At 62.6% G+C, this 22,969-nt stretch carries 20 protein-coding genes; 4 read left to right on the forward strand and 16 right to left on the reverse strand.

Annotated features, from left to right (window positions below):
• The first annotated feature begins 5 nt into the window (after window positions 1–5).
• The gene (locus tag AB4097_RS05240) at window positions 6–827 is read left to right on the forward strand and encodes an alpha/beta hydrolase (protein ID WP_442037552.1); all 822 of its coding nucleotides are present in this window, start codon (window positions 6–8) and stop codon (window positions 825–827) included.
• Between the two features lie 45 nt (window positions 828–872).
• On the opposite strand, the gene AB4097_RS05245 is transcribed toward AB4097_RS05240, so the two are convergent.
• The gene (locus tag AB4097_RS05245) at window positions 873–1,100 is read right to left on the reverse strand and encodes a hypothetical protein (RefSeq protein WP_442037553.1); all 228 of its coding nucleotides are present in this window, start codon (window positions 1,098–1,100) and stop codon (window positions 873–875) included.
• Between the two features lie 102 nt (window positions 1,101–1,202).
• Window positions 1,203–4,535 (reverse strand): transcription-repair coupling factor, encoded by a 3,333-nt coding sequence (locus AB4097_RS05250; RefSeq protein ID WP_442037554.1) that lies wholly within the window; start codon window positions 4,533–4,535, stop codon window positions 1,203–1,205.
• A 233-nt stretch (window positions 4,536–4,768) separates the two neighbouring features.
• Between AB4097_RS05250 and AB4097_RS05255 the strand changes: the two genes are divergently transcribed.
• Window positions 4,769–6,070, forward strand: a complete 1,302-nt coding sequence (locus AB4097_RS05255) for a L,D-transpeptidase family protein (protein WP_442037555.1) — start codon at window positions 4,769–4,771, stop codon at window positions 6,068–6,070.
• A gap of 237 nt (window positions 6,071–6,307) precedes the next feature.
• On the opposite strand, the gene AB4097_RS05260 is transcribed toward AB4097_RS05255, so the two are convergent.
• Window positions 6,308–6,682: a hypothetical protein gene (locus AB4097_RS05260; RefSeq protein WP_442037556.1), complete on the reverse strand. Its 375-nt coding sequence runs from the start codon at window positions 6,680–6,682 to the stop codon at window positions 6,308–6,310.
• A gap of 645 nt (window positions 6,683–7,327) precedes the next feature.
• Between AB4097_RS05260 and AB4097_RS05265 the strand changes: the two genes are divergently transcribed.
• A complete protein-coding gene (locus AB4097_RS05265; RefSeq protein WP_442037557.1) occupies window positions 7,328–8,764 on the forward strand; it encodes a protein adenylyltransferase SelO in 1,437 nt (478 codons plus the stop codon).
• 727 nt (window positions 8,765–9,491) lie between these two features.
• Window positions 9,492–9,902: a hypothetical protein gene (locus tag AB4097_RS05270; protein WP_442037558.1), complete on the forward strand. Its 411-nt coding sequence runs from the start codon at window positions 9,492–9,494 to the stop codon at window positions 9,900–9,902.
• Window positions 9,903–10,021: 119 nt separating this feature from the next.
• Here the strand turns inward: AB4097_RS05270 and AB4097_RS05275 are convergent, their stop codons facing one another.
• The 13 genes from AB4097_RS05275 to glgA all read right to left on the reverse strand — a co-directional run bounded on the left by AB4097_RS05275 (window position 10,022) and on the right by glgA (window position 22,932).
• Complete coding sequence (locus tag AB4097_RS05275; RefSeq protein ID WP_442037559.1) at window positions 10,022–10,591, reverse strand: HupE/UreJ family protein; 570 nt, start codon at window positions 10,589–10,591, stop codon at window positions 10,022–10,024.
• 15 nt (window positions 10,592–10,606) lie between these two features.
• Window positions 10,607–11,230 (reverse strand): urease accessory protein UreG, encoded by a 624-nt coding sequence (gene ureG / locus AB4097_RS05280; protein ID WP_442037560.1) that lies wholly within the window; start codon window positions 11,228–11,230, stop codon window positions 10,607–10,609.
• Entirely contained in the window at window positions 11,227–11,928 is a 702-nt protein-coding gene (locus tag AB4097_RS05285; protein ID WP_442037561.1) for an urease accessory protein UreF, read from the reverse strand. Before AB4097_RS05285 ends, ureG begins: the two co-directional genes overlap by 4 nt.
• Window positions 11,921–12,400 carry an urease accessory protein UreE gene (locus AB4097_RS05290; protein WP_442037562.1) on the reverse strand — a complete coding sequence of 160 codons (480 nt, stop codon included), beginning with the start codon at window positions 12,398–12,400 and terminating at the stop codon, window positions 11,921–11,923. The genes AB4097_RS05285 and AB4097_RS05290 overlap by 8 nt, the downstream gene beginning before the upstream one ends.
• 1 nt (window position 12,401) lies before the next feature.
• Complete coding sequence (gene ureC, locus AB4097_RS05295) at window positions 12,402–14,129, reverse strand: urease subunit alpha (RefSeq protein WP_442037563.1); 1,728 nt, start codon at window positions 14,127–14,129, stop codon at window positions 12,402–12,404.
• Window positions 14,129–14,749 carry an urease subunit gamma gene (locus AB4097_RS05300; protein WP_442037564.1) on the reverse strand — a complete coding sequence of 207 codons (621 nt, stop codon included), beginning with the start codon at window positions 14,747–14,749 and terminating at the stop codon, window positions 14,129–14,131. Before AB4097_RS05300 ends, ureC begins: the two co-directional genes overlap by 1 nt.
• 9 nt (window positions 14,750–14,758) lie before the next feature.
• Entirely contained in the window at window positions 14,759–15,613 is an 855-nt protein-coding gene (locus AB4097_RS05305) for an urease accessory protein UreD (protein ID WP_442037565.1), read from the reverse strand.
• Window positions 15,588–16,283: an urea ABC transporter ATP-binding subunit UrtE gene (gene urtE / locus AB4097_RS05310; RefSeq protein ID WP_442037566.1), complete on the reverse strand. Its 696-nt coding sequence runs from the start codon at window positions 16,281–16,283 to the stop codon at window positions 15,588–15,590. Before urtE ends, AB4097_RS05305 begins: the two co-directional genes overlap by 26 nt.
• Before the next feature lie 2 nt (window positions 16,284–16,285).
• The gene (gene urtD, locus AB4097_RS05315; protein WP_442037567.1) at window positions 16,286–17,038 is read right to left on the reverse strand and encodes an urea ABC transporter ATP-binding protein UrtD; all 753 of its coding nucleotides are present in this window, start codon (window positions 17,036–17,038) and stop codon (window positions 16,286–16,288) included.
• Window positions 17,039–17,042: 4 nt separating this feature from the next.
• Window positions 17,043–18,179: an urea ABC transporter permease subunit UrtC gene (gene urtC / locus AB4097_RS05320; protein WP_442037568.1), complete on the reverse strand. Its 1,137-nt coding sequence runs from the start codon at window positions 18,177–18,179 to the stop codon at window positions 17,043–17,045.
• Window positions 18,176–19,765, reverse strand: a complete 1,590-nt coding sequence (gene urtB / locus AB4097_RS05325) for an urea ABC transporter permease subunit UrtB (RefSeq protein WP_442037569.1) — start codon at window positions 19,763–19,765, stop codon at window positions 18,176–18,178. The genes urtC and urtB overlap by 4 nt, the downstream gene beginning before the upstream one ends.
• Window positions 19,766–19,837: 72 nt before the next feature.
• Window positions 19,838–21,094 carry an urea ABC transporter substrate-binding protein gene (gene urtA, locus AB4097_RS05330; RefSeq protein WP_442037696.1) on the reverse strand — a complete coding sequence of 419 codons (1,257 nt, stop codon included), beginning with the start codon at window positions 21,092–21,094 and terminating at the stop codon, window positions 19,838–19,840.
• Window positions 21,095–21,405: 311 nt separating this feature from the next.
• Entirely contained in the window at window positions 21,406–22,932 is a 1,527-nt protein-coding gene (gene glgA, locus AB4097_RS05335; protein WP_442037570.1) for a glycogen synthase GlgA, read from the reverse strand.
• Window positions 22,933–22,969: the final 37 nt, after the last annotated feature.

Below are 22,969 nucleotides of genomic sequence, written 5' to 3' on the forward strand. Positions count from 1 at the left end.
TCGCGATGGCAGCCGAAGACCTCGACCTGGAGGCCGAGTACAACAACCGGGCGCGCGTGCCCGATCACCCGACCCATATCGCAGGCTGGCTAAGGGATGCCGCCGCCTACCGCGAGAGCGCGAACTGCGAGCTCGATCTCTCCTATGGGCCGGGCGAACGGAACCGGCTTGACCTGTTCCACCCGCCGGGCGGCGATGCCGGCGGCCCGGTGGTGCTGTTCATCCATGGCGGCTACTGGCAGGCGTTCGACAAGTCGTCGTCGAGCCATCTGGCGCGCGGCGCCAACGAACGCGGGCTGACCGTTGCGATCCCGAGCTATACGCTCGCACCTGCCGCCACACTGGCCGAGATCGTGTCCGAAATCGAGGCGGCGGCCAATTTCGTCACGAGGCGCCTGGGCCGCCCTCTCGTCGTGACCGGCCATTCGGCCGGCGGTCATCTGACAGCCTGCCTCATGGCACGCCCCGACGCACTGCTGAAACCCGTTCGCGCCGCCATGCCGATCTCCGGCCTGTTCGACCTGCCGCCGCTGGTCCCGACCTTGCTCAACAAGGCTCTCGGTCTGACCGTCGAGGAAGCGCATTCCTTAAGCCCGCTGGAGTGGAATCCTCCTGCGAGCGGGCGCCTCATCGCCGTCGTCGGCGGCGCCGAGAGCGGCGAGTTCCTGCGCCAGTCCCGAGCCATCGTCGAGCGCTGGGGCAAGACAGGCGTGACGACCCGCTACCACGAGGTGCCGGGAGCGCACCATTTCGACGTCATCGCCGGGCTCGCCGACCCGGGCGCCCCGCTCGTGGACATGCTCGTGGGGCTGGCAGAGGACGCTTGAGCCTTTTCAGGCTGCGTCAGGACCTGTGCCGCAGGATCAGGACTTTCAGCTGTCCCTCGTAAGCTGGTCGACCACACCCTGGCTCATGTAAGGATGGCCCGCCTCGTTGAGCGCCCGGTCCACGGCCTCAATGGCAATGAGGATCTTCGTCAGCTCTTCGGCCAGATCGACGGAGGGGAGCGGAGCCTCGGAAATCTGCCGCGTCATTTCCCTGCGCCGCTTCACGAGGCTTTCGCGTGCAGCGTTCAGCTCCTGGATTTCCTCGGACGTCATGGGCTCCTCACGATCAAGACTATTTTCAGTGTTAAGTCTGCTGGATCGAATCCGTTCACGGAGCGCTCGCACAACGCGGACCGTGACTGTTCCATGCAGGGTCTATCGCGAAAGCGAATCCAGCAAGTCAAGGATTATACCGTGACGCTCCTCGGCCTGCTCACTGGAGGCCGAGCACACCAGGCGCTCCTTGCTCCAGTCGAACCTTCCCTGCGAGGCCTCGATCATTGCCTGCAGAGAGAGCTTCTCCGCGCAGCCTGGACGGAAGGTCAACGCAATCGCCTGCGGCCCCGCATCGATACGGGCAATCCCCAGCTTCCGGCAAAGTTGCCGCAGATAGGCGAACCTCAGGAGGTTCTGAACCGGTTCGGGGATGGAGCCGAAGCGGTCCTCGATCTCCGCTTCCAGGTCGTCGAGGCTCTCGGACGAGTCATACCGAGCGAGGCGGGCATGGAGGTTGATCCTCATCTCAGGCTCGTTCACGTATGTTTCCGGAATGGCACCGGACAGGCCGATGTTGAGCTCGGGCGTCCAGTCGCCGTCCAGGCTCTCGCCCCGCAGGGCGTGCGCGAGCATATGCTGATAAAGATCCGTGCCGATCAGCTTGACATGGCCAGCCTGCTCCTCGCCCAGCAGCGCGCCGGCGCCGCGTTGATCGAGATCCTGCGCGCTGATGGCAAATCCTGCTCCCAGCCTGTCGAGGGCCGTCAGCGTCCGCAAGCGCTTTTCCGTTGCTTTCGGGAGTTCCTGACCGGGTTCCGTCAGCAGATAGGCCGTCCCTCGGACGCGCCCTCTCCCGACACGCCCTCGGAGCTGATGCAACTGCGCCATTCCGAAGCGATCCGCGCGCCATATCAGCATAGTGTTGGCGCGGGGAACATCCAGGCCACTCTCGATGATGTTGGTGGAGAGGAGGGCATCCCCTTCCCCATCGGCGAAGCGCACCATCACGTCGTCGGTTTCCGCGGGCGGCATCTGCCCATGAGCCACCATGATGTCGAGCTCCGGAACGAGCTTCGCCAGCCGCTCGCGCATCGGCTCGATGTCTTCGACCCGGGAGCAGACGACGAAGCTTTGCCCGCGCCGGCGCCGCTCGCGCATGAGCGCGTCGCGCACGCTGGCCGGATCGAAGGGCGTCAGAAACGTGCGGATCGGCTGCCGGCGCGCCGGCGGCGTCGCGATGATGCTCAGCTCCTGCAATCCGACCAGCGCCGATTGCAGCGTCCGGGGAATCGGTGTGGCGGTCAGCGTCAGCACATGCGCTTCCGCCGACAGGCGCCTGAGCTTGGCCTTGTCCGCCGCACCGAACCGCTGCTCCTCGTCGATGACGACGAGCCCGAGATTCTTGAACGTCACGCCTTTTGCAGCGAGCGCATGCGTGCCGATGACGATGCGGATCCACCCGTCGGCCAATCCCTTCTTCACCGCCCGCGCTTCGGATGGCGACACAAGACGGGAGAGATGCGCAATCTCAATGCCAAGGCCGGCAAAACGCCTCTCGAAGCTCCGTACATGCTGGCGAGCCAGGACGGTCGTTGGAGCGACGATAGCCACCTGCTTGCCCGAGAGCGCGACAGCGGCGGCGGCACGAAGGGCAACTTCCGTCTTGCCGAACCCGACATCGCCGCAGACGAGGCGGTCCATCGCCAGTCCCGAAGAGAGACCTTCGAGGACGGCCTCGACGGCGTTGATCTGGTCGGCTGTTTCGGAGAACGGGAAGCGGGCGACGAAGCGTTCGTAGTCGCGGCTCGGCGGGACGAGCGGCTCCAGCTTTCTCGCCTTGCGGGCATCGACGAGGCCGATCAGGTGTTTGGCCGTTTCCCTGATTTCCGTTTCGATCTTCTCACGGCGCACCTGCCATGCATCGCCTTTCAGCTTGTCCAGAGAGAGGGCATCCGACATCGCGCCGTAGCGCCAAACCCTGTCCATTTCCGTCGCGGGGACAAGGAGCGTCGTGTCGGACGCATAACCAAGCCGGACCGCTTCGCTCTCGCCGGCATCACCGGCGGTGACGGTCTCGATGCCCTGCAGGACGCCGATCCCGTGATCGATATGCACGACGGCATCGCCTATTTGAAAGCCCGTATCCGTGAAGCCCGACGGGGCGGAACCGACCTCGGCCTCCGCGCTGCTGCGAACGCGGCTCCCCAGCACGTCCGTGGCCGTGATCAGCGCGATCCCATCCCGCTCATCGACGAAGCCTTTCTTGAGGTCGGCCTGCAAGGCAAACCATCCCTTGGACGGACCGTCCACGACGGCATCCCAGCCACCTACATCGTCGGGACGCCCGATGGATTGGACCCGGCGCCTGAGCCTGCCCAGATCCGAACGGGCAGCCGCAGCCAGGACGATTTTTCTTCCCGCGTCGGACTGAGCACGCAGGAAATCCGCAAGGGCCTTCGAGGGTTTTGAAGAGATCGCGAAATTCGGCACCGCATTCTGCAAGGCATCATCCTGCGATACGGCATGGATGTAGACGACACGGCGCTTCGACATGAAACCCACCCACTCGTCGTCCTGGATGAACAGCCGCTCAGGCGCCAAGGCCGATGCTGCGGGCCTGCCCTGAATCCGCCGACTCGTCCGATTGTCATAGGCATCGGCGGCCTGTTCCATCACGAGCTGGCGCCTCTCCTCGAACTTCACATCCAGGACGATGGCCGCATCCGGCCAGTAGTCGAAGACGGTTTCCAGCTGGGGATAGAATTCCGGCAGACGGTGCTCCATTCCGTCCACCCGTTCGACGGATGCTTCGCCATCATCCGTCTCATGCAGAACGACTTCCGAAGCCGGGCCGATCACGAGATGGTCGACTTCCATCTCCGTCAATTGAGAGATCGGATCGTAGGAGCGAATGGCCACGATGGTTCGTCCATCGTGCTCGGCCCGATAGGGTAAAAGACTATCGGCGGGAAAGAGATCGATCACCTGTCCTCGGATGGCCACTTCGCCCGGCTCATCCACCCGCTCATCCAGAATGTATCCCGCTCGATGCAGGTACTCGTTCAACGCTTCCGCGGAAAACTCCTCGCCTGCCCGGAGAGGGAAGACAGCCTTGTTCACCCTGTCGCGCGGCGGCACCCGTTGGATGATCGCAGCTGCGCTCGTGATCAGGACGCGCGGAGCCGTGCCCGGTTCGCACATTCGCCGCAGCACGGACATGCGTCGCCCCATGGCCTCTCGCGAGGGCGAAGCGCTGTCGTAGGGAAGACAGTCCCATGGCGGTAGAAGACAAACGTCGAGTCCGGGAGCCAATCCTCGCATGGCCTGCGCCATCTGCTCGGCCCAGCGCTCCCCTCCTGCGACATAAACGGCCCCTGCCGGCCCAGCCTCCTTCGCCTGCTCGAGCAACCGGACCGCATGGAGCCCTATGGAGGATGGCAAAGGCAGGTCGATCCGCCTGATATCCTGAGGGGGGAGAGGTTTGGCACGCATGGAACACTCGTGGGGCGGTCGGAAGACCCAGGACAACGTCCCTGTCCTGTCCTTGTTGCAATCTCACGCAGTCGCTCGCCCGGCACAGCATTTTGTAAACCAAGAACCCTCATAGTCGGAACATGACCTATGGGAATGCACACCATCTCCGCCTTGGACTAGCCCTGCTCCTGTGCTCCACCCTCTGGAGCTCTCCGAGCGCCTTCGCGGTGGCTGAAACTCTGCCTTCGGACATGCCTACGAAGGCCGCGCCGAACGGATCGCCCCCTCCCGCCGGAGGCCTGGTCCTGCCGCCCAAAGCGGCAGCCACGACACCGGCCCAGGCGCCCGAGAAAGCGGCGCCCACGCCTATAGCTTCGATCTCGCAGGATCCACGCCCGACCTTGGACGCCAGCACCTTCATCAACACGATGCGGGCCGCCTGGACCTATAAGCGCATCGCCGAGGCGGGAGGGTGGCCGAGCCTGCCCGCAGGGACGGTCCTGAAGAGCGGCGACAAGGGGCCGCTCGTCGCGACCCTTCGGCAACGTCTCGCTCTGGAGGGAGACCTCCCGGACAATGCCACGACGAGCATAGTCTTCGACACGGAACTGACCAGTGCGGTCAAAAGGTTTCAGGCACGCCACGGCCTGCCCGAATCCGGTGCGGTGAGGGCACGAACCCTGGACGCACTGAACGTCCCGGCGCTCACCCGCCATCGCCAGCTCACGGCTTCGGCGCAACGGCTGACGGGTTCCACTTTCGCTTTCGGTGATCGCTATGTGGTCGTGAATATTCCATCGGCCGCCGTGGAAGCCGTCGAGCGTGGACAGGTGGCCCGCCGCTATGTCGCCATCGCCGGCAAGGCGGATCGTCCTTCTCCGATCGTCGAAACCCGCGTCACCGCCGTCAACATCAATCCCACATGGACGGTGCCGGTCTCCCTGATCAAGAAGGACATCATTCCTCATGTGCGGAAAGATCCCGCCTATCTGGAGAAGATGAAGATCCGCATCCTCGATGCCAAGGGACAGGAGGTCGATCCCAAGACGCTCGACTGGTCCACGGAGAATGCGGTGAACTACACCCTGCGCCAGGATCCCGGCGCCATCAACTCGCTCGGACAGATCCGCATCGACATGCCGAATAAGCATGCCGTCTACATGCACGACACACCGAAGAAGCAGCTCTTCGCGCAGGATGCCCGCTTCCATTCCTCGGGCTGCGTACGTGTGGCCGATGTGGCCGATTTCGCCGAATGGCTTCTGCGCGGCACCAACGGTCAGGCGGGCGTATGGACGAAAGACGGGATCGACACGGCCATCGCTGCCGCGACCCGCCAGGACATCCGTCTCGACAAGCCCGTCCCGGTCGCCTGGGTCTATCTCACCGGCTATGCGACGGCGGACGGCGCGGTGCATTTCCGCGACGATGTCTACGGGCTCGATACCCCGAAGAGCAACCCTCTGCCGGAACCCCAGGTCATGGACGTACCCGCGACGGCGTCGATCAAACCCAAGCGTCTGGAGGATGGTGCAAAGATGACGACGCGCTAGCGCATCGGACGGAAAAGTGGACCCGGTATTCGCTGACGCGGCCCTGCGGGTCCGCTCCATTCGATGCGCCAGCCAAGAGAAAAAGCATCGGATGGATCCCAAAAGTGCAAATCCACTTTTGGGTCCGATGCTGTAGAGCGTTGGACGTGAGAATTCGAACTCCCGTCCAACGCTCTCAGCTTTTGTTCTTTCGCATCTTTGCACGCAAAACCGGTTCCCACTTTTGCGTTCGATGCTCTAAAGACTCTTCCTGCGCAGCAGGCATCCAGATGACGGAACAGCCGCGCGGGTCTTGTGCCATTCGAACGCGGCATCCTGAAACAGATCGATCGCCGCGACGGCCTGCGCCCGCATGGTCGCAATCGAAGCTGGGTCGCGCTTAGCAAAACGGTCCGCCGCATCTGCCAACTGCCGGCACCTTTCCTCGACCAGGCGCCGCGCCTCCCTCAACCGAGAGCTCGACTCCTCGGACCGGATCATCCCATCGCAAAAACTGAGCACGTCCCGGGTGAGGTTCTCGCCCGAGTAGAGGCCGGAGTAATGATCGATCATGCCGCGGACATAACCAAGAGAATGTCGGATCTCTTGCCGCAAAAGCACTTCGCTGCTCATCGCACCTTCCCGCAATAGGATCTGGATCACCGCCTCGCGGCGGTGCTGTTGTATGAACTGGAGAGTTCTAAGAAGGCGTTAGCCTGGCTCTGCGGCCTTAGGATTGGCCGGGACCCTGGGCGGAGCGGAAAGAGGCGTCTCGTTGTTCTGCGTCACAGTGAGGTGCGACGACCAGATTCTCTCAAGGATAGGACCGGCAACAATCCCGGCTACGAACGCAAAGGCCACGACGATCAGACCGATCCGGCCACAAAGGCTCAGCATATCCTTGAATGCCATAAACCTTCCTCCCGTCTTCCTTAACGAAAGAATCCTAGGGGAGCTTTTCGCCGTAGCCAATAGACCAAAGCACAAATTGACGCATCGACAACGGGGCGCCGCTTCAACAACGCTCAGCAACGTAAGGAAAAAGAAAGCCTTTTCTGACTCTGAGTTCACCTAATATTTTAGTTGGCTTCGAGAACGCACCCTTGTTCAAGCCATACCGTAACACGTTATGTTGTTATATTTTTACTGCACAGTAGCATGACTTGGCAGGCATTCCCTCGAACGAGGCCTCGAACCCGCATGAGGCTTGATCCATCCGGACAATTCTGAACATTTCGGATGTCCTGGAATTGATCACGAGTTCACCGGATCTCGCACATGCCCGCCTCCGCCAGCTATCGCGCCTCGACACGCCATTCCGATCTCGGTTCCGATTTCTATGACCTTGTCCGGCCGGCGGAGTTCCCGCAGCACATCCTGCGATACCGCAACCAGCGCTGGGCCGAGCGAGCGGGCCTCGGGTCGCTCAGCGATGAAGAATGGATCGACCATTTCGGACGCTTCGTTCCGCTCCCGGACAGCTTCGAACAGCCCCTCGCCTTGCGCTACCATGGCCATCAGTTCCGAACCTACAATCCGCATCTGGGCGACGGACGCGGCTTTCTGTTCGCGCAGCTCCACGATGTGCAGGACGGCAGGCTTCTCGACCTCGGCACGAAAGGCAGCGGGCAGACGCCGTGGTCGCGCCATGCGGATGGCCGCCTGACCCTGAAGGGCGGCGTGCGGGAAATCCTGGCGACGGAGATGCTCGAAGCGCTCGGCGTCGAGACATCGAAATCCTTCAGCCTGATCGAGACCGGCGAGGAACTCGAACGCGGCGACGAGCCGTCGCCCACACGTGCGTCGGTGCTGGTGCGCCTCAGCCATTCCCACATCCGCATCGGAACGTTCCAGCGCCTGCTTTACCTGGACGAGACCGACAACCTCCGCAAGCTCCTCGACTACACCATCCGAACCTACATGCCGCAGGCGTGGCGCGAGGAGGAACCCGACCGCGCCGCTGCCTTTCTGGAAGAGGTGTGCCGACGCGTGGCCCGCATGGGCGCGCAATGGATGGCGGCGGGCTTTGTGCACGGCGTGCTCAACACCGACAACATCAATGTCACGGGAGAGAGCTTCGACTACGGACCATGGCGTTTCCTGCCCGTCTATGAGCCGGGCTTCACGGCCGCCTACTTCGACGAGACGGGCCTTTACGCCTTCGGGCGACAGCCCGACACGCTGTTGTGGAATCTGTATCGTCTGGCGGAATGCCTACTTTCCTTCGCCCCGCAGAGCAGCCTCGAGCAGGCGCTCTCCACATTCGAGCCTGCGCTTCATCGGGAATTCCCGGGCGCCATCCTGCGCCGCCTGGGCCTCCAATCGAAAAGCTTCGAGCAGGATGGGGCCCTCGCCAAAGCCCTGTGGTCGTTTCTGCATGAGAGCAAAACGCCGTTCGAGCAAACGTTCTTCGATTGGCATGGCGGGCTGTTGAGTGCGCAGCGCGCGGAGAAAAGCCCCTCCGCGCATTTCTACGCGCAACCGTCCTTCGAGCCCGTCCGCGCCGCGCTCGTCAATTTCGATCCGGCACCGGGTATCCAATTCGGTCATCCCTATTTTGCGCGCACCGCGCCCTGCACCATGCTGATCGACGAGGTCGAGGCGCTTTGGGCTCCCATTGCCGCAGAAGATGACTGGTCCGTATTCAAAGCCAAGCTCGATCAGATCCGCAGTATGGCCGCAGCCTATGGAATAGAGACGTCCTCTCAAGCTTGACGGCAGCAAACTAAAGCATATTTCCGGTTAACTACCAGAAATAGGGGCGATTTAAAGCTTAAGCTTCTACAAAGTTCCCTTTCTGTCAGAATAGATTTTTGCCTATATAACGGAACGTTATTCCTAGCCCTGCGTCTTTAAGCCAAGCGAGCTACCTCAACCCGGCTCATCATCAAAATTGGCTTTACGTAGGTGAACACGATGAAGCGTTCATACGCTCTTACTTTGTCCAGCGCGGCAATCCTCCTTTTCCTTGGAGCTCCGTCTAGCGCTCAGGGCATTAGAACCGGTCAGCAATGCGTACCCGCAGTCGCTGATGCCTCCATGTATCACAACTGCCGACTTCGCATTGTGCGAGGTCAGGAAACCTGTCGCTGTGCCATTCGGCCTCAAGCCTTGCGCCGTATGGACCGTCCTGCAGAATCCGACCGATATGAGGGCGTGACGGGCTCGATCAGCAACGCTCCTTTGATGGCTCCTGGCGTTGTGAGTTCTAATCGCGGCACTTCCGGAGCGGTCGGCAGCGGCACACTTGGCACAGGCAATAGCGGTGTTGTCGGTGGAAGCACGAGCTCCAGCCGTGGCGGTGCTGTGGCAGACAATGCTGCCTCGGGAACGAGCGGGACCGGCGGCAGTCGCAGCAGCGGCAATACCGCCGGTTCGAACGGCTCGACCGACAACGGCGGGACCGGCGGGACCGGTGGAACCGGAAGCACTGGCGGGACCGGTGGAACAGGAAGCACTGGTGGAACTGGTGGAACTGGTGGCACAGGCGGAAGCGTCGGCGGTGGTCACGGCAATAGTAACGGCCATGGCAACAATGGTCACGGCAACGATGCCGACGGCAATGACTCGTCCAACCCTGGAAACTCGAACAACGGTGACGGAACCGACCAGGATGGTCCGGCTGGTAACGGCCACGGCGGCAACGGCAATGGACACGGGAATGGCAATGGCAATGCCGGTGGTCATGGCAACAATGGCCACGGGAATGATGCGGACGGCAACGACTCGTCCAATCCCGGCCGATCCAACAACGGCGATGGTACGGATCAGGATGGTCCTGCCGGAAACGGAGGTGGCCATGGCGGTGGTCGTGACGGTGGCAATGGCGGCGGCAAACGCTAACGGGATCTGATTTTCATACGAAAAGTCCTTGGCTGGGTCCGCAGCCAAGGACTTTGATTTTGACGATGAGATCGACGGCCCCTAAACTAGAGACAATTCAGAATGCATCCCAACCGACAATTCATGTTTCTACCCGATCAGGAGAACAATGCCGGCGGCTGCAACTGCAGCGCCGGCTAAGCGTCCGGCATGTGCCTGACGGGCCGTGATCGTTCCGAACGCAACTCCCAAGCCATGCAACATCACATTCGCAAGAGTGAAGCCGAGGCTGTAGAGCACGGCACCTACTCCGGATGGGATCTCCACCCCATGCGCATAGCCGTGGAAGACGGCAAAAATACCCACGAGAGCCATCGCCGCGCCGACGGACCATGACCACCCCAACGACACGATCGCACCGAGAATGATAACGGAGACAGCGATCCCGATCTCGACCGCAGGAACTTCGATCCCGGCAAAGCCGATCATTCCGCCAATAAGCATCATGCCCACGAAGCTCGCGGGAACGGCCCATAGCGCTCGCCCGCCGAGAAGAGCCGCGAAGAGGCCGACGCTGACCATGGCGAGCACATGATCGACGCCCGTCAGAGGATGCACGAAACCGGCGAGGACACCCGAGACCGCATCATGGCCCGTATGAGCCAGGGCGGGCGTGGATGCAGCGACCGACGTCGCGATGAGAATTGAGCGTTTGATCATGCTGAAAACCCTCCTTCAGGCTGCGCTGGACAGGCCGCCGGCCTGTTCGACGAATGTGGCGATAGCATCGACCCCAATGCCGTCGCGGATATTGCTGAACACGTAAGGCCTCTGACCACGCATGCGCTTCGTATCCTCTTCCATGATCGCCAGATCGGCGCCGACATGGGGCGCAAGGTCGATCTTGTTGACCACGAGGAGATCGGAGCGCGTGATGCCGGGGCCGCCCTTGCGCGGGATCTTCTCGCCGCCGGCCACGTCGATGACGTAGATCGTCAGATCGGCGAGCTCGGGCGAGAAGGTCGCGGCCAGATTGTCGCCGCCGGATTCCACCAGCACGATATCGAGCGCCGGAAAGCGCTTGCGCATGGTGGCGATGGCCGCAAGGTTGATGGACGCATCCTCGCGAATGGCCGTGTGCGGGCATCCGCCCGTTTCCACGCCCATAATGCGTTCTACCGGCAGCGCCCCGGCGACGGTCAGGAGGCGTGCATCCTCCTTGGTGTAGATGTCGTTGGTGATCGCGCAGATGTCGTAGCGCTCGCGGAACGTCTTGCACAGCGCTTCCATCAAGGCTGTCTTGCCCGAGCCGACCGGCCCGCCGATGCCGACGCGAAGGGGTCCTGTCTGAGATTTCATGAGCGGAAAAGCCTCGTATACTGGTTTTCGTGATGGAACGAGCCGAGATCGGCCCGAAAGGTCGAGCCGCCGATATCGTCGAGCGTGAGCGCCATTCCCTGACGGGCAATATCCTGCACAGTCTCGGCCAGTGCGGCCGATACACGGATGCCCGCCGTCTGCCCGATGGGCGCCAGACGGATGGCGGCGGAAACGAGCGTCTGCACCAGTCCGAAGAGATAGGCCTGCGCGGTGATTGAGAGCGGAATGCCATGAGCCGCCGCAGCCATACCGATGGCAACGGGAAAAGCAACGTCTCCCTCGATCTGGAGCAGGCGTGGCGAGGGCCATGCGGCGAGCGTCGCATCAAGGAAGCTGCGCCCCTGCTGGCTGGTCTCGAGATAAAGCTCGGCGGATGGCGACAGGGCAAGAGCGAGCTCGTTGATCGCTTCGAGAGCCTCACGATCGCTCCGCTCCACGGACCCGTAGGCTTGGCTCAGGAGAATGGCATCGTTGAGCCCGAACCCAAGCGTGAGCTGATCGGTCAGCCATCCGACGAGGCTTGCTTCATCGATGACGTCGCCGGCCTCCACAGCCCATTCCAACGTATGCGAATAGGCATAGCAGCCGACGGGATAGGACGGCGAGAGCCAGGCGAAGAGCGGCAGGATCGCCGCCTCGCCGCTCCTTCCCTGCACATTCAAGGAATCCTCATCCATGGCTGTATCCATGGTGGTCAGAATCCCTGCCATGCTCGTGATGATGATAGGCACCGCGCACGGGCCGGAAAGGACGCTCGACGATCTCGACCTTGGCGCTTAAGCCCAGCAGCATATCGACCAGAACGTGGTCATAGGCGATGTAGATCGCCTCGCGGGTGATCTCCGCCGGCACATGTCGGTTGCCGATATGCCAGGCGAGGGTCAGGAGATCGAGCGGATTCTCCGTGGTGATCTCCACGAGCTTTTCCGGCGCGGCCCTGACTTCCACGAGCCAGCCGCTTTCCAGACGGATGGCATCGCCGTCTTCCAGCACATCGACCCTGTCGAGGTCGAGCAGGAAGGAGGTTCCGCCATCGGCATTGAGCATGATGCGGCGGCGGTGCCTGTCGCCATGATCGAGGGTGATGACATCGACGATGCGGTCCTGCTCGACGGCATCGCGGCGAATGATGGATGTGGCGCGGATCATATCAGAAAAGGAAATAACGTTGGGCCATGGGAAGAGCCTTCGCGGGTTCGCAGACGAGAAGCTCGCCATCGGCGCGAACGTCGTAGGTTTCGGGGTCGACCTCGATCACGGGCGTCGCATCGTTGAGCACCATGTCCTTCTTGCCGATCCCGCTGCGAACGTTCTCAACGGCGACGAGCTTCTTCTGGACGCCGAGCCTTTCCGCCAGGCCATCCTCCACGGCAGCCTTCGACACGAAGGTGAGCGAGGTCGCGGCGAGCGCCCGGCCATAGGCACCGAACATCGGGCGGTAATGCACCGGTTGCGGCGTCGGAATGGATGCATTGGGATCGCCCATGAGAGCCGCCGCGATGGCGCCTCCCTTCAGCACGAGATCGGGCTTCACGCCGAAGAAGGCCGGCGTCCAGACCACGAGATCGGCGAGCTTGCCGACCTCGACCGAGCCGATATGCCTGGACACGCCATGGGCGATGGCCGGATTGATCGTGTATTTCGCCACATAGCGACGGGCACGGAAATTGTCGTTGTCGCCGGTTTCGCCCGGGAGCGCGCCGCGCTGGACCTTCATCTTATGCGCGGTCTGCCACGTGCGGATGATAACCTCGCCGACGCGACCCATCGCCTGGCTGTCGGAGGACATCATCGAGAGCGCCCCGATATCGTGCAAGATGTCTTCCGCCGCAATGGTCTCCTTGCGGATGCGGCTCTCGGCAAAGGCCAGGTCCTCGGGGATCGACGGCGACAGGTGATGGCAGACCATGAGCATGTCGAGATGCTCGTCGATGGTGTTCACCGTATAGGGGCGTGTCGGGTTCGTGGAGGACGGCAGCACGTTGGGCAGGCCCGCCACCTTGATGATGTCGGGCGCATGGCCGCCGCCCGCGCCCTCCGTGTGAAAGGCGTGGATCGTCCGCCCCTTGAACGCCGCGATGGTGTCCTCGACGAAACCGGATTCGTTGAGAGTGTCGGTGTGGATCATCACCTGCACGTCGTAGGCATCCGCCACAGAGAGGCAGCAATCGATGGCTGCCGGGGTCGTGCCCCAATCCTCGTGCAGCTTCAGCGCGCAGGCGCCGGCCTGTATCATCTCCTCCAGGGCGTCCGGCTTCGAGGCATTCCCCTTGCCCGTGAAGGCCAAGTTCATCGGAAAGGCGTCGGCCGCCTCGATCATCCGAGCGATGTGCCACGGTCCCGGCGTGCAGGTGGTGGCGAAGGTTCCCGTCGCAGGTCCCGTTCCGCCACCCAGCATCGTGGTGATGCCGGACATGAGCGCTTCTTCGATCTGCTGCGGGCAGATGAAGTGGATATGGGAATCGAAGCCGCCCGCCGTGATGATCTTGCCTTCGCCGGCAATGATCTCCGTGCCCGGCCCGATGACGATGTCCACGTTGGGCTGCACGTCCGGATTCCCGGCCTTGCCGATGGCGGCAATCAGCCCGCCCCTGATGCCGATATCGGCTTTCACGATGCCCCAATGATCGAGGATAACCGCATTGGTGATGACCGTGTCGACCGCACCCTCGGCGCGGGTCGTCTGCGCCTGTCCCATGCCGTCGCGGATCACCTTGCCGCCGCCGAACTTCACCTCCTCGCCATAGGTGGTGAAATCTTTCTCCACCTCGATCACGAGAGCCGTATCGGCGAGGCGGATGCGGTCGCCTTTCGTCGGGCCAAACATATCCGCATAGCCGGAACGCGGCAGGGAGGCTGGCTTTCTTGCATTCGACATCACAGCGCTCCCATCACGCCCTGGCGGAACCCATAGACCTCGCGCTTGCCGGACAGTGGAACGAGAACCACCTCGCGCGTGGCACCGGGCTCGAAGCGCACCGCCGTACCGGGCGCGATGTCGAGCCGCATGCCGCGGGCCTTCTCTCGCTCGAAGGACAGGGCTGGATTGGTCTCGAAGAAATGGTAATGGCTGCCGACTTGGATCGGCCTGTCGCCCGTATTGGCGACGGTGAGAACAACGCGCTCGGCGCCATCGTTGAAGACGATCTCGCCCTCCTGCGCAGTCACTTCGCCGGGCACGTCCCTGGAGGCCGCGCCACGGATCGGGTGGTGAACTGTGACGAGCTTGGTGCCATCGGGAAAGGTCGCTTCCACTTGCACGTCGTGGATCATCTCGGCGACGCCTTCCATCACCTGGTCGGTCGTGACCACATGCGCCCCCGCCTCCATCAGTTCGGCGACGGAACGTCCGTCGCGCGCGCCTTCGACGACCGTATCGGTGATGAGGGCGATGGCTTCCGGGTGATTGAGCTTCACACCGCGCTCCAGCCGGCGGCGGGCGACCATGGCAGCCATGGCGATCAGGAGCTTGTCTTTTTCACGGGGAGTGAGTTGCATGGTTCGACCCTAGCTGAGCCAGACACGAGGCAGAGGCTCGCCGCGAAAGGCGAGCAGGAACGGAATGGCGGCAGCGCGAAGCGCTTCGATCTTCAACGCGCAGAAACGCACGGCGAGTAGCCCATTCCAGGCACTGGCTGCGGCGTCGCAGCCGCCAATGGAGGAGAGATGCTCGCGCACCAAGTCCAGCCACGCTTCCGCATCGGGCGCCACATGGATCAACGTGGCGAAGGCGCGGGCTCCATTGCCGACGGCGGGCTTCCGAAGAAGGTCACCGATAGGGCCGTCGATCCGCAGCGTATCGGCATAAATGAGGCGCCCTCCCCGCCGAATGCGCCAGCGGTCCTCGAACAACCCGTCCATAATCCGCTCGGCTCGCGCTTCCCGCCCGAACACGACGGCCTCGAACAATGTCAGGCTCGCATTCTCGGCCATGTCCGCAGCGAGGCTTCGGCAAAGACGCGCCTGATCGAACAGGAGAGTTTCCTGCGGCAGCCAGTCGAGCCGTGCGTCGGCCGCGACCTTGAGATCGACCACCAGCTCCGCGACCGGGCCGTCTGACCGGTAGACCTTCTCGGCCGCCGGAGTCGCAACCGTCACCGCAGCGCCGGAACCTGCTTCGATCCGAACAGAAAAACGATCGCCGCAGGCGATGCCGCCCGCCGTGTTGACGAGAACCGCGTCGAGCCCGCGCCCCGCACCCTTCGGAAGCCTGATCCGCATGGATCCGCTCTCTTCGATCCGCATGGGACGGGTGCGGCCATCAAGCCCGGCTGCGCTGAACGCAACCCGCCCGACCGCGCGCTGACGCTGCTGAGATCCGGATTGGGAGACGCCATCAAATGGCCAAGCGCTGACGTACATCATCTCCCTCAAGCGCCGAACGGTCGCCATGCTGGACGATTTCGCCACGCTCCATCACCACGAACCGGTCGGCCAGATCGCGGGCGAAGTCGAAATACTGCTCGACCAGGAGGATGGCCATATCCTTCCGTTCGCGCAAGTAGGTTATCGCCCGGCCGATGTCCTTGATGATCGACGGCTGGATGCCTTCCGTGGGCTCGTCGAGCACGAGCAGGCGCGGCCGCGTGACCAGGGCCCGCCCAATGGCCAATTGCTGCTGCTGACCGCCGGACAGATCGCCCCCGCGCCGGCCAAGCATGGTTCTCAGGACAGGGAACAGCTCGAAAACCTCTTCCGGTATCGTCTTCTCGCCACGCTTCAACGGGGCAAAGCCAGTCTCGAGGTTCTCCTTGACGGTCAGGAGCGGAAAGATCTCGCGGCCCTGCGGGACATAGGCGATCCCGAGTGCCGCCCGCTCGAAGGGTTTCAGGCGTGCGATGTCTCGACCCTCGAAATGAATGCTGCCACCCGCGATCGGGCGATGCCCGGCGATGGCGCGTAGAAGCGAAGTCTTGCCGACGCCGTTCCGGCCCAGCACGCAGGTGACCTCGCCGACGGACGCGTTGACGGATACGCCGCGCAGAGCCTGTGCGGCGCCGTAGTACAGGGACAGATTTTCCACTGACAGCATCGTCATCGCCCCAGGTAAACCTCGACGACCCGCTCGTTCGCGCTCACTGCATCGAGCGTTCCCTCGGCAAGCACGGAGCCTTCGTGCAGGCAGGAGACCTTCACGTCGAGGTCGCGCACGAAGGTCATGTCATGCTCCACCACGATGACGGCCTGCGTCTTCGCGATGTCGCGCAGCAGATCCGCTGTATCGGCGGTTTCCTGATCGGTCATGCCGGCGGCGGGCTCGTCGATCAGGAGGAGCTTTGGTTGCTGCGCCAGCAGCATGCCGATCTCGAGCCATTGCTTCTGGCCGTGCGACAGTTCTCCCGCCTTGCGGTGGCGATGCGCCGTCAGGCGCACCCGCTCCAAAAGCGTGTCGATCCGCTCGCGCTCCCGAGTAGTCCGTCGCGACAGCAGCGTGGCGAAGGGCGAGCGGTTCTCCTTGAGGGCGAGCAGGATGTTGTCTTCGACGCTGTGCATCTCGAACACGGTCGGCGTCTGGAACTTGCGGCCGATCCCGAGTTCGGCAATCGCAGCCTCGTCGAGCGCCGTCAGATCGTGCGTGCCCTCGAAGAGCGCCGTGCCTTCGTTCGGGCGTGTCTTGCCGGTGATCACATCCATCATCGTGGTCTTGCCGGCCCCGTTGGGGCCGATGATGGCGCGCATCTCCGCATGGTCGACCGCAAGCGACAGGGCGTTCAAGGCCCGGAAGCCGTCGAAGGACACGGAGACGTTGTCGAGGTAGAGAAGCGTCGGAGTGATGGGTGCCGTCATATTCCTACTCCGCCGCCTGCGAGACTGTGTCAGGCACAGGCCGGGACCTCATCCGTTGGTTGGCGCCGGTCCAGAGATCCTTGGCCGCGCCAAGGATGCCGCGCGGCATCAGGAGCGTGACGAAGACGAAGAGTCCTCCAAGCGCGAAGAGCCAGAACTCCGGTAGCACGCCGGTGAACCAAGTTTTGCCCGCGTTGACCAGCAGCGCGCCCAGGATGGGTCCAGCCAGCGTTCCACGGCCGCCGACCGCCACCCAGATGACCAGCTCGATGGAATTTGCCGGCGCGAACTCGCTTGGGTTGATGATGCCGACCTGCGGCACGTAGAGCGCACCGGCAATGCCGGCCAGCATGGCCGAGAGCGTGAAGACGGCGAGCTTGTAGTGCTCGACGCGATAGCCGAGGAAGCGGGTGCGGCTTTCCGCGTCGCGCACCGCCACGAGTACCTTGCCGAATTTGGAATGCACCACCCAGCGGCACAGGAGGTAACCGCCGGCGAGCGCGGCTACCGACAGTACGAACAGCACGATGCGTGTCGATGCAGACTGAATCGGAAAACCCAGGATATCCTTGAAGTCCGTCAATCCGTTATTGCCGCCGAAGCCCATGTCATTGCGAAAGAAGGCGAGCATCAGAGCGAAGGTCATGGCCTGTGTGATGATGGAAAGATAGACGCCCGTCACCCGAGAGCGGAAGGCGAACCATCCGAACACGAAGGCGAGAAGGCCCGGCACGACGAGCACCATGAGGACGGCGAACGGAAACCAGTCGAACCCATGCCAGAACCAGGGCAGTTCCTTCCAATTCAGGAACACCATGAAATCAGGCAGGACCGGATCGGAATAGACGCCGCGAGGCCCGATCTGGCGCATGAGGTACATGCCCATCGCATAGCCGCCGAGCGCGAAGAAGGCTCCGTGCCCGAGCGAGAGAATGCCGCAGAAGCCCCAGATCAGGTCGACCGAGAGGGCAAGCAGGGCAAAGCATATGTACTTGCCAAGCAGCGGCACCAGATGGTCCGACAGGTGGAACGGAGATCCCTGCAAGACCGCCACGTTCAGGACCGGCACCAGAATGGCGGCCGCTCCCAGCAGGAGAAGGACGATGATGCTCTGGCGATCGAGCACGGATTGCTTTGTCATGCTTCGACGGCCCTGCCTTTGAGCGCGAAGAGACCGCGCGGACGCCTCTGGATGAATAGAATGATTGCGATGAGCAGAACGATCTTGCCGAGCACAGCGCCCGCATAGGGTTCGAGCAGCTTGTTGGCGATGCCGAGCGTCATGGCGCCGACCAGCGTGCCCCAGAGATTTCCGACGCCGCCGAACACGACAACCATGAAGCTGTCGATGATGTAGCCCTGTCCGAGATTGGGGCTGACGTTGTCGATCTGCGACAGCGCCACGCCGGCGATTCCGGCAACACCGGATCCGAGCCCGAAGGCCAGGGCATCGATGCGGTTGGTCCGAATGCCCATTGAGCCCGCCATGCGCCGGTTCTGCGTGACGGCGCGCACATAGAGACCGAGCGACGTATACCGCAGCACGAGGAGCAGGGTCGTAAAGACCGCAAAGGCGAAGACCACGATGGCGATGCGGTTATAGGTGAGACTCAGGCCGCCGATTTCAAGCGCGCCGCTCATCCATGCGGGCGTGCCGACCTCACGGTTGGTGGGGCCGAAAATGGTGCGGACACCCTGCTGCAGGATGAGGGATATGCCCCATGTAGCGAGAAGCGTTTCGAGCGGACGGCCGTACAGGAAGCGGATGACCGTGCGCTCGATGAGGATGCCGATCGATCCGGCCACCAGGAAGGCGAGCGGCAGCGCGATGAACAGCGAGGCCCCGAAGAGACCGGGAGCGTGGGTGCGGATCACCTCCTGCACCAGGAAGGTCGTATAGGCGCCGATCATGACCATCTCGCCATGGGCCATGTTGATGACGCCCATGGTGCCGAAGGTGATGGAGAGGCCGATGGCCGCCAATAGCAGGACAGACCCGAGGGAGATCCCGTACCAGACGTTCTGCACGCCGTTCCAGAGCGCGAGCCGCGAGCGGATGCCATCGGCAGCCTTGCTCGCGGCATCGGATACGTCCGCCGACGTTCCGGACGGCAATGAGGACAGGAGAGCCAGCGCATCCTGATCGCCGCGGGCATGGAGGGTTTCGATGGCGGCGAGTTTTTCCGAAGATGAAGCATCGGGTTTGTTGAGAAGGATCGCGGCACGTGCGCTTTCGAGCGCATTCCGCACGCCGACTTCGTTCTCCTGGACGATGGCTCGTTCGAGGGTCGGGAGCGCCGCCGCATCGCGCGAGCGGAAAACCGCACGGGCTGCATCCATGCGGATCCCTGCCTCGGGGCTGAGCAGCGTCATGCTGCCGAGCGCTGCCTCGACGGCGCGGCGCACACGGTTGTTGACCCGCACGGGCTTCGCGCCTGCGGGAACCTCGACCGTCTGTCCTGTCGCCGCATCACTGAAGCGGCCGGCGCTGTCGCGGATATAAACCTGCCCTGCGGCAATCATAAGCCTTCCGTTACGCAGGCCTTCGATGACGTTCATGGCCTGCGCATGGCCGCTGCCGGCGACGACGCCGATGGCTACCTCGGTATCGGCATAGCTGTCCGCCACGAATTTAGACAGGGCGCCCTCATAGGGCCCGGCCATGGCGGCCGACATCGTTCCGATGAGCAGAACGAAGGCTCGCAGAATGCTGCGCAAGCTGGTCATGCAATCAACTTCGAACGGAGGATCGGGCGAGGACGGCCCGGCAGGCCGCCCTCGTGGCATTGCGCGCCTAGATCAGGCGCCGCACTTCTTCGTGACGGTGTTGTAGTTGCCGCACTTGAGATCCTTCCAGTCGGCAATCAGGTCCTTTGAGCCTTCGAGGTACTTGGACCAAGCATCGCCCGGGACGAGCGCGTCCGTCTGCGAGACGGTTTCGAACTGTCCGTCCTCCTTGATCTCGCCGATGAGAACCGGCTTGGTGATGTGGTGGTTCGGGAGCATCTTGGACACGCCGCCGGTCAGGTTCGGGACCTCGACGCCCACGATCGCGTCGATGATCTTGTCGGGATCCGTGCTTCCGGCCTTCTCGACCGCCTTCACCCACATGTTGAAGCCGATCACGTGCGCTTCCATCGGATCGTTGGTGACGCGCTTGTCGTTCTTGGTGAAGGTCTTCCACTTCTCGATGAAGGCCTTGTTGTCCGGCGTGTCGACGGACTGGAAATAGTTCCAGGCGGCGAGGTGTCCGACGAGAGGCTTGGTGTCGATGCCGGCAAGCTCCTCCTCGCCGACGGAGAAGGCCACGACCGGGATATCCGTCGCCTTCACGCCCTGGTTGGCGAGTTCCTTGTAGAATGGCACGTTGGCATCGCCGTTGATGGTGGAAACCACGGCCGTCTTCTTGCCGGCCGAGCCGAACTTCTTGATGTCGGCCACGATGGTCTGCCAATCGGAATGGCCGAACGGCGTATAGTTGATCATGATGTCCTCGGACTTCACGCCTTTAGACTTCAGATAGGCTTCGAGAATCTTGTTGGTCGTACGCGGATAGACGTAGTCGGTTCCGGCGAGGACCCAGCGTTCGACCTTTTCTTCCTTGGCCAGATAATCGACGGCAGGGATTGCCTGCTGGTTCGGCGCGGCGCCCGTGTAGAACACGTTCCGCTCGCTTTCCTCGCCCTCATATTGCACCGGGTAGAAGAGGATGCTGTTGAGCTCCTTGAACACCGGCAGCACGGACTTGCGCGACACGGAGGTCCAGCATCCGAACACGGCCGAGACCTTGTTCTGGCTGATCAGCTCGCGTGCTTTCTCGGCGAAGAGAGGCCAGTTGGAAGCAGGATCGACGACCACCGCCTCGAGCTTCTTACCGAGCAGACCGCCCTTCTTGTTCTGCTCCTCGATGAGCATCAGCATGACGTCCTTCAGCGTCGTCTCGCTGATCGCCATCGTGCCGGACAGGGAGTGCAGAACGCCGACCTTGATGGTCTCCTGCGCTTGCGCCGTTCCCATGACAGTGCCGGAAACCAGCGCGGCGGAGGCCAGCGCCATCAGGTGTCTGCGGGTCATCTTCAACATCGACATAGGTCCTCTCCCTTGGCTGCCCTGTTTCAGGTGCAACGCCGGGCAATTACGCAAGAACCATGCCAGCTCGAATAACGCCTTGTGCTTCAGGACTGGGTGATTTCTCCTCCGAAGGCGACAGGGATATGGCCATGCGGTCCGTGCCCGAAAAAGCGGCACAGGCTTAAGAATAAGGCTGAAACATCATCTCATTTTCGTCCATTCTCCGGCCGGAATGAACGAAAAATGGGCTGAACATTCGTCAGCCCATTGTCCATCTGTTGTATGATGAGCAGCGACTAGGCGAGTGCTGTCTGTCGGGCGCGCTCGTAGACTTCCTGATAACGGGAAGCGGACCGGTCCCAACCGTGCGGCCTGCTCATCGCAGCCCTTCGCATGGCCGTGAAGCGAGGTCGCGAACGGAAGGCTTCAAGACCTCTCCGAATGGCGTCCATGAAACGGTGAAGCGACGGTTCACCGAACAGGAACCCGTTGATGCCGTCCTCGATGGTATCGGCAAGTCCGCCGGTTCGATGCGCGATCGGCAGGGAGCCGAAACGCTGCGCATACATCTGGCTCAAACCGCAGGGCTCGAAGCGCGACGGCATGAGCAGGAAGTCGCTGCCCGCATACATGCGACGGGCATCGCCCTCGTCGTAACCGATCTTCACGCCGACGGAACCGGGATGGCGGTTTGCGAGCGCCTGCAGCTCGGATTCGAAACGAGGCTCGCCCTGGCCGATGACGGCGATCTGCCCGCCCTGCGAGACGATGGTCTCCGCCGCCGAGATGGCGAGATCGACGCCCTTCTGGTGAACCAGGCGGGACACGACGGCGAAGAGCGGCCCATTCGACAGGGCCAGTCCGAAATTCTCGCGCACGCTGTCGGCATTGATGCGCTTGCCGCGCCAGTTCTCCGCCGAGAACGGGCTCACCAGATAGGGGTCCCGGCTCGGATCCCAGCTCTCGTCGATACCGTTGATGATGCCGTCCAGTCGCCCCTGCTCGGCGCACGTCCGCAACAAACCGTCGAGGCCACAGCCGAATTCCGGACGGGTGATCTCCTGGGCATAGGTGGAACTGACCGTCGTGATGTGAGACGAGTAATAGATGCCAGCCTTCAGGAAGGAGACCTTGCCGTAGAACTCGACGCCGTTGATCTGAAATGCCGCATCGGGAATACCGAGATGCGACAGGCGGCTGCGGTCGAAATTGCCCTGATAGGCAAGGTTATGAATTGTCAGGATGGTCGGGATGTGTTGCCCGCGCCAGGCCAGATAGGCCGATGCGAGCCCCGATGGCCAATCGTTGAGATGCATGAGATCGGCACGCCACAAGGGATCGCCGCTGCCGCAGGCGATATCGGCTGCCGCGAGGCCGAGGCGCGCGAAGCGGATATCGTTGTCGCTCCAATCCATGCCGAAGCTGTCGACGTAAGGCGAGCCGTCTCGGTCATAGAGTTCGGGACAGAGCAGAACGTAGACCGTCAGGCCGTCCTGCGTCGTGCCGCGCCCGAGGCCGCAGGCGGGAATCCCAAAGGAAGCCGGCAGACGGGCAACCTCCTCCACAGGCCCGATCTGCGACAGAACCTGACGATAGCCCGGGATGAGAATGCGGACGTCGTAATGCCGGCGAAGAGCGCGCGGAAGCGCGGCGGAAACCTCGCCGAGGCCTCCGGCCTTGATGTAATCGGCGATCTCGGATGTGACGAAAAGGATGGACTGACGTCGTTTAACGGAAACGGACGGCGGGATGCTGTCCTGCAATTCGGCATGCGCCGTTGTCGGGAAAGCCGCATCGGCTTCCAGTTGAAATGATTCCAGCATGTTCGCTCAGCGGCGCGATCCCCAGCGACCCCCGCGC

Origin of the sequence: Microvirga sp. 2MCAF35 (assembly GCF_052115545.1) — a bacterium.
Lineage (GTDB): Bacteria > Pseudomonadota > Alphaproteobacteria > Rhizobiales > Beijerinckiaceae > Microvirga.